The sequence below is a fragment of the Bradyrhizobium sp. genome, assembly GCF_035935975.1.
Taxonomy (GTDB): domain Bacteria; phylum Pseudomonadota; class Alphaproteobacteria; order Rhizobiales; family Xanthobacteraceae; genus Bradyrhizobium.
The window spans coordinates 508,690-521,692 of record NZ_DASYWN010000041.1; the positions used below are offsets into that span (position 1 = coordinate 508,690).

Consider the following 13,003-nt stretch of genomic DNA (forward strand, 5'->3'; position numbering starts at 1 on the left):
GATCAACGTCCCTTTCCGTAGCCGGGAAACGCCATGAAGGCCTCAAGCCTCGCCATCGCGAATGTCAGTATGGACACGAGCGTCACGTAGATGACCAGCACCAGGATCATGACCTCGAGCGTGCGGAACGTGTCATTGTAGATCTGTCCGGCGTAATACATCAGCTCCGGCACAGTAATGACGGAGGCCTGCGACGTCGTCTTGAACAGGTTCGTCAGAATGTTCGTCAGCGCCGGCAGGCAGATGCGGGTCGCGATCGGCGCCTCGATCCACCAGAATCGGGCCCAGCGACCGTAACCCAGCGACCGCGCCGCCTCGATGATGGACCGAGGCATCGTTTCGATGCCCGAGCGGAACGCTTCTATGGCCAACGCCCCGCCGAACAGGCTGAGCGACGTCGCGGCGCAGGCGAAGGCGCTGAGAAGCGGGACCGACAGGCCTGTCGCCGGGTCCGTCACCCTAAGGCCGAGGGTGGAGAGCGTGAAATAGGCAAACAGCATTTGCAGCAATGGAGGCGTGTTGCGAAACACCTCCACGAACAACTCGATCAATGCATCGAGCCAGAAGATCCTCAGCGTAAGCCCAAGGGCCCCAAAGAGACCAATGACAATGGCGGCGCTTGATGAAATCGCCGCCAGCTTCAGCGTGTTGACGACACCGGTGAGCAGCCATTGCTGGTACGCTGGATCCGCGAGCCAGGAATAGTCGAGACCGAACAAGGGCCGCTCCGCGTCAGTTCTTCTTCGCGGCCGCGACCTTCGCCCGCTCGGCAATGTAGGGGGAATGCGGCATGTCGAATTCGGTCTCCCACGCAATCAGCTTGCCTTCGGCCTCGGCCTTCCCGATCGCCTTGTCGACGGCTTCGCGAAATTCCGGGTCGCCCTTGCGAAGACCACCCGCCATCGGCTGGAATTCGTAGGGTGCGACGGCGATCTTGTAGTTCGTCCAGTCGGCCTCCTTGAGCTTCTGCGCGAGCGTCATGTCATCGAAAACGAAACCGATGCAGCGATTGTCCTTCAGCGCGCGATAGGCTTCCGGCTGGGTCTTGAAGGCAACGAGATTGATGCCGAATTCCTCCGTCATCTTCTTGTTGTAGTAGGAGCCCTGGATGCCACAGACCTGCTTGCCCTTCAGTTCCTCCCATTTGGAAATCGTCGTCTCCTTGGCCATCAGCACCGAAGGGCCGGCGGCGGACACGTATTCCGTCGTGAAGTCGATCACTTTGCCGCGTTCAGCCGTGACGCCGAGCGTCGCGAAAATCGCGTCGATGCGACCAGCGGTCAGGAACTCGATGCGGTTGGAGGCGACCACCGGGACGAGTTCGATCTTGTCCTCGGAGCCGAGCAGTTCCTTGGCAACATACTTCGCGAGCGAGACCTCGAAGCCGACAACGTCGCCCTTGTCGTTCAGAAAGCCGTAAGGCGCGTAGTCATTCTTCACGCCGACGATGAGCTTGCCACGCGCCTTGATGTTCTCGAGCGTGCCGGCCATGGCCGCGCCACCGGCAAGAAAGGCGACAAGCGCGAGCGTCGAAACGCCCATCCATTTGAGATTCGTCATCTTGGTCCCCTGGATCAAAGATGGTCTGCCGGCGCCGTTGCAGGGGCGTCGCTTCAACCATCAGCTTTGCGGATACGGATATCGCCCAGAATTTATGCAAATATCTCAGACGACTTATTTTTCATCATTGAAGGCATATATTTCTCATTATACAAGTAAGCTTGATACGATTTTTCATAATGTGAGAATCGAGTGCCAGAAATCGGCCAAATGACATCCGGTGGAGCGCAATTGCTCGACCGCGCGATCATCCTGCTCGACCTCGTCGCCGATGGCGGAATCGAGGGCCTTACGCTCAAGGAGCTGGCGGCGCGGTCCGCGCTCAACACGGCCACCTGCCACCGCATTCTCAACACGCTGGTCGGCCACAAGCTCTTGGCCCGTGATGACAAGAAACGGCGCTACAGGCTCGGCGCCCGCATGGCGATTTACGGAGTGCGCGCAGCCCGCGGCCCCGGAATCATCAGCCGTTGCGAGGTCGCGCTGACCAGGCTGAGGCGCCGTACCGGCGACACGACCCATCTGATGGCCCGCTTCAACCACGATTCGGTTTGCCTCGACCGGCGCGACGGCGAATGCATCGTACCGACGCTCACGGGATCGGTTGGCGGCTCCGTGCCTCTCGGCGTCGGCCCCGGCTCGATCGCGATGCTCGCCTTCCTGGATGAAGACGAGCAGGACTACACCATCCGCGCCAACCTGCACCGCTACGCGTCCTATCGCGACCTCACCAAGGACAAGGTTCGACAATTGATCGCCGACACGAGGCAACGCGGATATTCGGTCGACATGGGCGAACTCATTCCCGGCATTGCCGGGGTGGGAATGCCGATCAGGGCCCCGGGTGAAAAGCCGGGTGCTGCCCTTAGTTTCACATTGCTCTGCGCAAAACTGGCGCCCGGCGTCATCGAACACTACGCGACGCTTCTGAGGGAAGAGATCGACGCAATAACTGGTCAGTAGGAACGAAGACCGACGACGCCGCCTACTTCCGCGCGGTGAAGACGCTGAAGGCCGCGTATCGATTGATCCGGAGAAAGTCGTCAGACCAGACGGCGCCCTCTCCTTCCACTATCGGCGTCCGAACCCTCCGCCGCCCGGCGTCTCCAGAGTCAGCCGCGCCCCCGGTGCCGCTACAAGCGTTTCGCGCGGGTCGATCGGCGCACCGTCCAGCAACACACGGCCAGTCGCGCCTGGTTCGCCGCCGAGCATACCGGGCGCGGCTGTGCGCAAGCGATCAGCCATGAACGACATCGCCACGGGCTCATCGGCCAGGAGATCGAGCTCGAAAACCTGCCCGTCGCCGCCGCGGGTCTTGCCTGCCCCGCCGGTCCCGCGCCGCAACGCGCGGCGCACGATCCGGATCGGCGCCTGGGATTCGATGACCTCGATCGGCGTGTTGGCGAGGTTGCTGGGGAAGCTCAGGGCGGGCAAGCCGTCCCCCTTCGCGCCGGCGCCCTGGCCGCCGTTGAGGAACAGCGTCGAGGCAAAGCGCCGGCCTTCATGTGCGCCGGCGAGTTGCACGCACCATAGCGGCGATCCCGCAGCAGCACGGACACGATCCGGAACCACCTTTGCGAGCGCGCCCATCACGGCGGTCGGCAGCAGGTGACCGGTCATGGCGCGTGCGCTTACCGCCGCGGGGAATTTCGGATTGAGGATCGAGCCCAACGGCGCCGTTGTCGTGATCGGCCGGAACGAGCCATCATTGTTCGGGACAGTCGGCGCAAGCACGCATTTGAGGGCATAGGCCGTGTAGGCAAAAGTGTAGATCGGCACGACGTTGATGGCGCGCGGCAATTGCGGAGACGAGCCGGTGTAGTCGACGGACAACGCATCGCCCTTCACCGTGATCCGGCATCGGATCGTGACGGGCTCGATGAAGCCGTCGACCCGCGCCTCATATTCATAGTCGCCATCCGGCAGCGCCTGGATGGCGCCGCGCATGGCGGATTCCGATCGTGCATGCATCTCCTTGCCGACTGCCACGAGATCGCATTCGGTCTCGTCCAGCATCTCGAGCAAGCGCTGCGCCAGCATGCGGTTGGCCGAGACCTGCGCCCACAAATCTCCCAGCACCTGATCGGGAATCCGCACGTTGCCCTCGATCATCTCGATCAGCGTTTCGTTGACCGTGCCGGCGGCGATCAGCTTCATCGGCGGGATGCGCAATCCCTCCTCATAGAGATCGCGATTGCCGGGCGAACGAAGGCGCCCGCCGATATCGGGCGAATGTGCGACACTGCCGGCGAACCCCACCAGCACCCCGTCCCGGAACACCGGCATCGCGATGCTGATGTCGGGAAGGTGCCCCGTGCCGAGCCAGGGGTCGTTGGTGATCATGATGTCGCCGGGCTTCAGCGTCTCGCGCGGAAACCGCTTGAGAAAATGCCGTACCGTCTCGGGCAGCGTGCAGATGAACGAGGGAATGCTCTGGCTCGATTGCGCCAGCAGCTGGGCGTCGCGATCTAGCAGCACGACGGCGTAATCGTTGGATTCACGCACAATCGTCGAGAACGACGTCCGCACCAAGGTTGCGGCGGCCTCGTCGACGAGGCTGACCAGCCTGGTCCAGAGGATCTCGAGCGAAATGGGATCAATCATCATTCGCCTCCCAGATGGATCAACACGCTGAGATCGCTCAGCACCTCGACGTCGGCGGCGACCGGCACGACGATGGTCGATTCGGACTCTTCGAGGATCAATGGTCCACGCAACCGCGTCCCGCTCCCGAGCGCGTAGCGGTCGTAAACCGGCACGTCCGTCATGCTGTCGGCTTGCGTGCAGAAGATCGCGCGGTGGGCCTTGGGCTTCGCCGCAGACGCCCCGCTGGAGGCGGGCCAGACGAAACGCTTGATATCCTGCCGTGTCGCGCCGACGATGCGCCAGGTCACGACCTCCAGCGATCCCGCCGGCAGCACGCCACCGTAGTTAACCTCGTAGGCCTTGCGGAACGCGGCATCGAGCTCGCTCGCAAAGGCCGGGCTGATGCTTCGCCAGGGGAAGGATACCGTGAGGTTGGCACCCTGCCCAACATAGCGCATCTCGACCGAGATCTGCCAAACGACGTCGGCGGAGCTCGTCAGCGCGGAGTTGAGCTCCTGCTCGGCTTCGCGCTTGAGGTTCGCGAGCGTTGTTGCAAGGTCCTGCCAGTCGATCGTTTCCAGACCTTGCGGCTTGGACCAGGAGCGGTCGACGCGGATCGGCGCTGCAAGGAAGCCGAGACAGGACCCGGTCCCGGCCGCGATCGGGAACAGGACACGGGGCACGCGCAGCTTGCGCGCGATCTCGACCGCGTGAACGGGGCCTGCACCGCCGGTCGCGACCATGGTGAAGCGCCGCGGATCTTGCGCTTTCTCCGCAATATGCACGCGGGCCGCAGCCGCCATCGCCTCATTGACGACGTTGAAGATGCCCTTGGCGACCTCCAGCGGATTCAACGACAGACGATCGCCGAGATGCTTGAGCGCGGCCTCGGTGGCGGACGCATCGAGCGTCATCCGCCCCCCCAGGAAGAAGCCCGCGTTGAGATAGCCGAGCATCAGGTCGGCGTCGGTCACCGTCGCGCCCTGGCCGCCTCGCCCATAGCAAGCGGGTCCGGGATCGGCGGCAGCGCTGTCGGGCCCGACCGTCAGCAGACCAAGGTCGCTGATGCGCGCAATGCTGCCGCCACCGGCTCCGATCTCGATGAGATCGATACTGGCGATCAGAAGCGGCAGGCCGCTGCCCTTCTTGAATCGGCGGACCCGGGCGGCCTCGAACGTGTGCACGACCGAGGGCGCGCCGGCCACCACAGTGCAGATCTTTGCGGTGGTGCCGCCCATGTCGAAGGCGAGAACATCGTCGAACCCCGCGGCGCGTCCGGCATTGGCGGCGCTCAAGACGCCACCGGCCGGCCCCGACTCCAGCGTCGTGATCGGCACTTCGGCTGCGATGCCGGCCGAGGTCGAGCCGCCGCTCGACACCATGATGCGCAAGGGCGCGTCGATGCCGGCCTGCCGCAGCCGTGCCGACAGCTCGTTCAGATATTTTGCGACGATCGGTTGGACGAAGGCATTGGCCGTGGCCGTCGTGGTCCGCTCGTACTCGCGGATCTCGCGGGCAACGCGGGACGACAGCGAGATTGCGACATCTGGCAAGGCGGCCCGGAGCGCATCACCGACGCGGATTTCGTTCTCGGGATTGACGCAGGAATGCAGAAACGAGACCGCGACGGACTGGGCACCGGATCGCCTGATCTCCTCGACGACCGTGTCGATCTCCGCCTGCCCCGGCGCGGCAAGAACGGCGCCGTCAGCAGCGATCCGCTCGGCAAGCTCGAACCGGTGCTCGCGTTCGACCAGCGGCTTCGGCATCTGGATGTCGAGATCGTACAGATCGTAACGCACCTCGCGGCCGATATCGATGACGTCGGCGGTGCCTGCGGTCGCAACCAGGGCGGTCTTCGCGCCCTTGCGCTCGATCAGCGCGTTGGTCACCAGGGTGCTGCCGTGAACGACTTCGCTCACAGCGCTCGACGGGCTGCCGCTTCCGTTGACCTGACGGACGGCAGCCAGCAGATCATCGACCACGTCGGCAAGCGCCTCCCCTGGATCGGCCTGGGTTGTCAGACGCTTGGCCAGCCGCACTTCGCCTGTGGCGGCATTTTCGATGACGCCGTCCGTGAACGTGCCGCCGATATCAATCGCAATCCGGTAGCTCATGAGTGTCGCCCGCAAATTCCCTGGTTCGTCGCAGGTCCCGCGATGTTCATCAGCGTCCCTCAAATCTCGGCTTGCGTTTGGCCGCGAAAGCGGCCCGGCCCTCGATGTAGTCGTGGCTGGCATAGACCTCGTCGGCGAGCTTCCGGCAAAGCGCGAGGTCCGCGGACGCATCGCGTCGCAGCGCCTCGTTGATGGTCGCCTTTGCAGCGGCGAGGCTGAGCGGTGCGGCCATGGCAAGCTCCCCTGCGAGGTCCGCGACGTCGCGGAGAAGCGCTTCACGCGAAGAAGCCAGCCGGTGCACGAGACCGATGTCCGCAGCACATGTGCCGTCGATCTGACGTCCGCCCAAAACCATCTCGCGCGTGCGCGCCGGCCCGATCACGTCGAGCACCTTGACCATATCCTCGTAGCGGTATGGCAATCCCAGCTTGACGGCCGGCACGGCGAACCGCGACGCCGGTGTGCAATAGCGGAAGTCGCACAACAGCGCGAACTCCAGTCCGGCCCCAAGACAATAACCGTCGATCATGGCGATGGTCGGCTTCGACAATTTCGCAAGGCGTTCGCAGACGGTGCGTTGCAGATCGTTGTAATGGTCGATCTGCGCCGGCGTGCTACGGACCTGGTCGAACTCGGAGACATCATTGCCGGAGCAAAAGGCGCGCTCGCCGGCGCCGGTCAGAACGAGAACACGCGTCGCCTGGTCCGCTGCGACGTTCTGCAACAGGTCCGGCAACGCCTGCCACATCGCGAAATTCATCGCGTTGTGCTTTGCCGGATTGTTGAGGGTCAGCGTTGACACCCCGTCGCTTGTCGTGAGTTGCAAAGACTGCAAGGTCATTTCATCGGTCCCGCAAGCCTAGATGACATTCTGCGCGCGCAATTCGGCGATCTGTTCGGATGACACGCCGAATTCTTTCAGCACGGCATCCGTATGCTCCCCACGCTCCGGCGTCGGTTCGGCCCGCCGCTTCCCGCGGCTCAGCGAAATGGGACTGCGCAGCAGATCAAGCGCCCCGAGCCGCTCGTGCTGCACCTTGAGGCGCATATCGAGCGCTTCGACCTGGGGATCGGAGAACATCTCATCGACCCCGTAAACCGGACCGCACGGCACCCCGGCCTGATTGAGAAGACGGACCCAATGGCCGACCGGCTCCTGAATGAAGCGTTCCTGGAGGATCGCGTTCAACGCGTCGCGATTCTTCGATCGCAGCTCCTCCGACGAGAAGTCCGGCCGGTCCACCACGTCGCCAAGCTCCAATGCCGCGCAGATGCGACGCCACATGGATTCGCCGCCGCCCGCAAGGTTCAGCACGCCGTCGCGCGCACGAAACAGGCCGGTCGGAATGCTGGTCGGATGGTTGTTGCCGGCCTGTCCCGGACGCTCCTTGTCGATCAGCCAGCGCGTCGCCTGGAAATCCATCATCGCGATCTGCGCTTCCAGGAGGGAGGTGTGCACCCATTGGCCTTCACCGGACGCCTCGCGTTCGAGCAGCGCAATCAGAATGCCGATGGCGGCGTAAAGACCGGTCGACAGGTCCGCAACCGGAATGCCGGCCCGCACCGGCCCCTGTCCCGGCAATCCCGTCACCGACATCAGCCCGCCCATCCCTTGCGCGATTTGATCGAAACCGGGACGGCGCGCATAGGGCCCGGACTGGCCGAAGCCCGATATGCTCGCGAGCACGATGCGCTTGTTCACCGCTTTGAGGCTGTCGTAGTCGATGCCGAGACGCTCCTTCACGTCGGGGCGGTAATTCTCGACGACCACATCGGCCTGCGCAGCGAGCGCATAGAATAGCGCGCGCCCATCCGGCTGCTTCAGATTGAGCGTGATGCTGCGCTTGTTCCGGTGCGTATTCTGGAAATCGGAGCCGTCACGTTCGCCGCCCATGCCCTTCGAACTGTCCACGGCCTCGGGTGCCTCGATCTTGATGACGTTGGCACCCCAGTCGGCGAGTTGACGGACCGCAAGCGGGCCCGAGCGAACCCGCGTGAGATCGAGGACAGTAAAGCGCTGAAGAGGCATGGACACGGCGGATTCCTGGCGGTGCGCGCTCAATCGATCTTGATCTGCGCGGTTTCGATGACGTCATTCCACTTCACGGTCTCGCTGGCGACGAACGCCTTGGCATCCGCCACGCTGTTGCCGACGATCACCGCGCCGAGCTTCTTGAAGCGCTCGATCACGTCGGGCTCTGTGAGAATCTTGCGGATGTCGGCGTTGAGCTTCTCGACCGTCGCGGGCGAGACACCACCGGCAACGGCGATGGTGAACCAGGCCGTTGCGTCGTATCCGGGAACGCCGGCCTCGGCGATCGTCGGCAGCGACGGCAGGCTTGGAGAGCGGGTCGCACTGGTGACGCCGAGCGCCCGGACGGTGCCGCTCTCGATGAACGGCAGCGCCGTCGGCAAATTCTCGACCATGAGCTGGATCTGGCCGGCGACGAGGTCATTCAGCGCCGGAGCGCTTCCCCGGTATGGGACGTGCGTCAGATCCACCTGCGCCTTCAGCTTGAATAATTCCGCGATCATGTGGGTCGACGAGCCGTTGCCGGCCGAGCCGAAATTGAGCGCGCCGGGCCTCTCCTTCGCCAGCGCCAGGAACTCCTTGACGTCCTTCGCCGGAACCGAGGGGTGCACGATGAGCACGTTCGGCACCTCGGCAAGGATCGTGACCGGCTGAAGATCCTTGTTCGGATCGTATGGCAGGGTCTTGTAGATCTTGCTCGCGGCGTGGATTCCGATCGTGCCGAGCAGCAGGACCGAGCCGTCGGCCGGCCCGCGCGCCACCGAATCCGCACCGATATTACCGCCGCTGCCCGGACGGTTTTCGACCACGATCTGGTTGCCAGTGAGCGTGCCGAGCTCCTGCGCGACGATCCGTCCGAGAACGTCGGCAGTGCCGCCGGCCGCAAACGGAACGATCATGCGCATCTGACTGGCATGAGCTAACGAGAGATAGAAAGGACTGCACAGGACGAAGGATAGGACGACCGAAATCAACCTCACCGTTGAGGCTCCTTTTGAAAGGGTGGCAGCTATCCCGGCATGGCCCACGCACACCTTGCGGGCCGGAAGCGATACTAGACAGAGCCCTGCTATCCCGGCCAATCGATTTGCAAGGCTGCACTATGCAGGAATGATATACATGGCCTCGGGGCGGCTGCCGTCCTTCGACCCGGCGAGCAGATCGCGCGCCCAAACGAACGTTCAGCGCCTTCCGCTTCGGGATGGCCGCGCGTCGTTTTTGAACTGATCGCCGATCTGCGCGATGAACTCGGAAGCAAGGGCCGACATCGAGACGTGCCGCGGATAGGCCACGAATACCTTGACGCCGATCGCCGGCCTGACCGGGACCACGCGCAGCCGGTCTGAGAACACGGATGCGATGTAGGGATTGACCACGCCTATGCCGGCGCCGGCCTCGGCGAGGCGGCAGATGGTGGCCGAATAGGTCGTTTCGATCACCGAACTCGGCACCACCTTGGCCTGCGCAAGCGCCCGCCGCCACTCGTCACTCAGATCGTCCTGCCGGTCGAGCGTCAGCAACGTCTCGGACTGGAAATGGCGTGGTGTAACGTGGGCATTCGTCGCCAGCCGGTGCGAACGGCTCATCACGCAAACCGCGGCCACCTGATCTACGACCTTGGACTGGAGCTGCGCCCCCTCCAGCTGGAGCGAGTTGGTGGTGACGCCGAGATCGTACAGGCCGTTCAACAATCCCTCGCGGACGTCGTAGGAGCTGATCGTCCGGAGCGTGATGTGAACGTCAGGCTGGCGCACCTTGAATCTCGCCATGACGGCCGGCATGACGCTCATGCCGAGCGCCGGCGTACAGGCCACGCGGAGCCGCCCGATGCCCGAGCGTCGCAGCAGCGCCACGGTCTCCTCTATGGCCTCGAGGCCGAGAAAATTCCGCTGCACGGCCTCGAACAGCATGAGCGCCTCCGGCGTCGGACGCAGCCGGCCACGATCGAGCTCGAACAGCTTGAGCTTTGCCGCCGACTGAATCTGCGCGAGCGAACGGCTGATCGAGGGCTGCGTCGTGTTGAGCATGTTGGCAGCCGCGATCGTCGTGCCGGTAAGCATGACCGCGCGGAAAGCCTCGATCTGGCGAAAATTCAGGCGCGCCGACACACCTCGAACCCCGGTTATGACGATGCGCCATATATCCACGGGACGGGACCGCATGGCAACCGGCCGCGGCGTCGGCCAGGATTCGGCTCTAGCGGGCTCTAGCGGGAGACTTCCGCCGCGCGCTCGAGCTTCTGCAAGCAACGCGAGGTGCGGACCACTCTAAGGCCCACCGGAAGGCGCCTCACGCAGAGACTGGGCGAAACGGAAATCGCAGCGGACCACCTCCAAGCCCGATAGATTGGTCGACGTCCGCGCTGCCGACGTGCAGGAGCGGTGCCGCTTGCTGCTCCTGGCGCGTGAAAGCCCGCTGCATCTCGTTCATGCCAGAGGGTGAGCAGCCCGCTCAAGTCCCGAAATGCGGGGATGCATGCAAAGCCCCTTTGGATCTTAGCTCCCCAGCGCAGGAATGTTCTCGCGAAAGATGATTTCGCTGCGCGGCGCCTCGATACCGTGCATGGCGCTGCGGCCGGCGCGCAGATTGTCGAAGATGCCGACGCAGCTCATCATCGTGTTGAGCTGATTTTGGGTGATGACGGCGTCCATCGTTCCGTCGAGCAGGAAGCTGCGGGTATCCGACGTCAGCCCGTGACCAATGAAGACGACGTCGCGTGCCCGGTTCATTTCTTTCAGCGCCCGGGCGACACCGTCGGCGGCGCCGCCGATGTTGTAGATGCCCGCAAGATCCGGATGCTGGCCGAGCAGCATGCGGGTCTGACGATAGTTGCGGTCGGCATCGTCGTGGCCTTCGCGCAGGCCCACGACCTTGATGGCCGGGAACAACTCTTCGAATACGTGCAGAAAGCCCATTTCACGCTCCTCATGCGCGCGGTAGCTGAGGCTGCCTGCGATCATTGCGACCTTGGCCGGACGCTCGCCCAGAAAGCGCGCGATCAGATAACCGGCGGTACGCCCGATGGAGCGATTGTCCAGTCCGATGTAGGCCGCGCGGCGCGCATTCAGGATATCAGAGATCAGCGTCACCGTAGGCACTCCCCGCTCCGCGAGCCTGTCGACGGCTTCCCTCACGACGGGGTGCTCGAGCGCCATGAAGGCGATGCCGTCGGCCTTGTCGCGGGACTGCCAGAGCCGACGTGCCAGGAGCTCAGGATTGAAGCTCTTGATGGTGTCGACCTGGCAATGGACGTTGAAGGGCGCGAGCCGGCCGTCGGAATGCGCGATCAGCTGCCCAAGCGTGGACAGGAAACGGTTGGTGCCCGCCGGCAGGAGGAACAGGAGCCGCATCGGCTTCGGCCGCATCGCCGCCAAGAGATCCTCGGCAGGCATGTAGTCGAGCTCGGATGCAGCGGCGAGCACGCGCTGCTGCGTAATGGCGCGGACACCCGGCCTGCGATTGAGCACGCGGTCGACGGTCGCCGTGGAAACCCCGGCCCGGCGCGCCACGTCGACGATGCGGCTCAGCGAGGGTGCTGACGGCTTGTCCATCTCAGGGCCCAAACACCAGATACATCAAAAACCATCATCTTTAACATTTGACACGGTAGCCCGAACTCGCAATTTTCGCATCAACATTGTCTCAGAGACATCAAATAACATCAAATCTCTCTTGGAGGAAAAGCCCATGTCCCTGACCCGTCGGCGCGCCCTGCAAACCTTGTCCGCCCTTCCCGCGGCGGGCCTGATCGGCGGCCTCGCGCGCCCGGCCCGGGCGGCTGAATTTTCGCTGAAATACGGCAACAACCTGCCGCTCACGCACCCTCTCAACATCCGCGCCCAGGAAGCCGCCGACCGCGTCGCCAAGGAGACCAATGGCCGGGTCGAGATCGTCATCTTCCCGAACAACCAGCTCGGCGGCGACACCGACATGCTCGCCCAGGTGCGCAGCGGCGCGCTGAACTTCTTCACGCCCTCCGCACTCGTGGTCGCGACCCTGGTGCCGGTCGCCGCCATCAACGCGGTCGGCTTTGCCTTTGCCGATTACGACCAGGTCTGGAAGGCGATGGACGGCGCGCTTGGCGCACATGTCCGCGCCGCCATGGCCAAGGTCGGCCTCCATACGTTCGAGAAGATGTGGGACAACGGCTTCCGCCAGATCACCAGCGGCGCCAAGCCGATCGAGAGCGCCAAGGACATGGACGGGCTCAAGATCCGCGTGCCCGTGTCTCCGCTCAGCATCTCCATGTTCAAGGCGCTCGCGTCCGCGCCGACCAGCCTGCAATTCAGCGAGGTCTATTCGTCGCTCCAGACCCGCATCGTCGACGCGCAGGAAAACCCGCTGCCGATCATCCAGGTGGCGAAGCTCTACGAGGTCCAGAAATACTGCGCCATCAGCAATCACATCTGGGACGGCTTCTGGTTCATCGCCAACGCCCGCGCCTTCAACGCCCTTCCAGCCGATCTCAAGACAATCGTCAGCACCGCCATCAACGACGCCGCGGTGAAGCAGCGCGAGGACATCAAGGCGTTCAACGCGACCGTGCAGGCCGATCTCCAGAGCAAGGGCATGAACTTCACCAAGCCTTCGCCCGACTCGTTTCGCGCCAAGCTGCGCGATTCCGGCTTTTACGGCGAATGGAAGGGCCGCTTCGGCGAAGAGACCTGGGCCCTGCTCGAAGGCGCCGTCGGCAAGCTGGCCTGAGCGC

11 protein-coding genes are annotated in these 13,003 nt (G+C 63.8%); 2 read left to right on the plus strand and 9 right to left on the minus strand.

The genetic code is table 11. The annotated features are described in order from the left end of the window. Positions 1–2 precede the first annotated feature (2 nt). Entirely contained in the window at positions 3–719 is a 717-nt protein-coding gene (locus VGR99_RS25245; protein ID WP_326902286.1) for an amino acid ABC transporter permease, read from the minus strand. Between the two features lie 13 nt (positions 720–732). Further along, positions 733–1,560: a transporter substrate-binding domain-containing protein gene (locus tag VGR99_RS25250; protein ID WP_326902287.1), complete on the minus strand. Its 828-nt coding sequence runs from the start codon at positions 1,558–1,560 to the stop codon at positions 733–735. 210 nt (positions 1,561–1,770) lie between these two features. On the opposite strand from VGR99_RS25250, the gene VGR99_RS25255 reads away from it, so the two are divergent. Then, entirely contained in the window at positions 1,771–2,523 is a 753-nt protein-coding gene (locus tag VGR99_RS25255; protein WP_326902288.1) for an IclR family transcriptional regulator, read from the plus strand. Between the two features lie 108 nt (positions 2,524–2,631). On the opposite strand, the gene VGR99_RS25260 is transcribed toward VGR99_RS25255, so the two are convergent. The 7 genes from VGR99_RS25260 to VGR99_RS25290 form a co-directional block, all read right to left on the minus strand. Then, on the minus strand, positions 2,632–4,167 hold the full coding sequence (locus VGR99_RS25260; protein ID WP_326902289.1) for a hydantoinase B/oxoprolinase family protein: 1,536 nt from the start codon (positions 4,165–4,167) through the stop codon (positions 2,632–2,634). After that, positions 4,164–6,263, minus strand: coding sequence for a hydantoinase/oxoprolinase family protein (locus VGR99_RS25265; RefSeq protein ID WP_326902290.1), 2,100 nt, complete (start codon positions 6,261–6,263; stop codon positions 4,164–4,166). The genes VGR99_RS25260 and VGR99_RS25265 overlap by 4 nt, the downstream gene beginning before the upstream one ends. 49 nt (positions 6,264–6,312) lie before the next feature. Then, a complete protein-coding gene (locus VGR99_RS25270; RefSeq protein ID WP_326902292.1) occupies positions 6,313–7,104 on the minus strand; it encodes an enoyl-CoA hydratase in 792 nt (263 codons plus the stop codon). Between the two features lie 18 nt (positions 7,105–7,122). Then, entirely contained in the window at positions 7,123–8,292 is a 1,170-nt protein-coding gene (locus VGR99_RS25275) for a CaiB/BaiF CoA-transferase family protein (protein WP_326902449.1), read from the minus strand. A 29-nt stretch (positions 8,293–8,321) separates the two neighbouring features. Further along, complete coding sequence (locus tag VGR99_RS25280) at positions 8,322–9,194, minus strand: tripartite tricarboxylate transporter substrate binding protein (RefSeq protein ID WP_326902293.1); 873 nt, start codon at positions 9,192–9,194, stop codon at positions 8,322–8,324. Positions 9,195–9,476: 282 nt separating this feature from the next. Next, the gene (locus VGR99_RS25285) at positions 9,477–10,403 is read right to left on the minus strand and encodes a LysR substrate-binding domain-containing protein (RefSeq protein ID WP_326902294.1); all 927 of its coding nucleotides are present in this window, start codon (positions 10,401–10,403) and stop codon (positions 9,477–9,479) included. A gap of 387 nt (positions 10,404–10,790) precedes the next feature. Beyond that, on the minus strand, positions 10,791–11,846 hold the full coding sequence (locus VGR99_RS25290; RefSeq protein WP_326902296.1) for a LacI family DNA-binding transcriptional regulator: 1,056 nt from the start codon (positions 11,844–11,846) through the stop codon (positions 10,791–10,793). A gap of 136 nt (positions 11,847–11,982) precedes the next feature. Here VGR99_RS25290 and VGR99_RS25295 point away from each other — a divergent pair, with 136 nt between their 5' ends. Next, positions 11,983–12,999, plus strand: coding sequence for a TRAP transporter substrate-binding protein (locus VGR99_RS25295; protein ID WP_326902298.1), 1,017 nt, complete (start codon positions 11,983–11,985; stop codon positions 12,997–12,999). Positions 13,000–13,003: the final 4 nt, after the last annotated feature.

What these genes read in the sequence shown, in the direction of transcription:
- VGR99_RS25250 (WP_326902287.1), bottom strand. Translation starts at nt 1,560, where the DNA reads ATGACGAATCTCAAATGGATGGGCGTTTCGACGCTCGCGCTTGTCGCC.
- VGR99_RS25255 (WP_326902288.1), top strand. Translation starts at nt 1,771, where the DNA reads ATGACATCCGGTGGAGCGCAATTGCTCGACCGCGCGATCATCCTGCTC.
- VGR99_RS25260 (WP_326902289.1), bottom strand. Translation starts at nt 4,167, where the DNA reads ATGATGATTGATCCCATTTCGCTCGAGATCCTCTGGACCAGGCTGGTC.
- VGR99_RS25265 (WP_326902290.1), bottom strand. Translation starts at nt 6,263, where the DNA reads ATGAGCTACCGGATTGCGATTGATATCGGCGGCACGTTCACGGACGGC.
- VGR99_RS25270 (WP_326902292.1), bottom strand. Translation starts at nt 7,104, where the DNA reads ATGACCTTGCAGTCTTTGCAACTCACGACAAGCGACGGGGTGTCAACG.
- VGR99_RS25275 (WP_326902449.1), bottom strand. Translation starts at nt 8,292, where the DNA reads ATGCCTCTTCAGCGCTTTACTGTCCTCGATCTCACGCGGGTTCGCTCG.
- VGR99_RS25280 (WP_326902293.1), bottom strand. Translation starts at nt 9,194, where the DNA reads ATGATCGTTCCGTTTGCGGCCGGCGGCACTGCCGACGTTCTCGGACGG.
- VGR99_RS25290 (WP_326902296.1), bottom strand. Translation starts at nt 11,846, where the DNA reads ATGGACAAGCCGTCAGCACCCTCGCTGAGCCGCATCGTCGACGTGGCG.
- VGR99_RS25295 (WP_326902298.1), top strand. Translation starts at nt 11,983, where the DNA reads ATGTCCCTGACCCGTCGGCGCGCCCTGCAAACCTTGTCCGCCCTTCCC.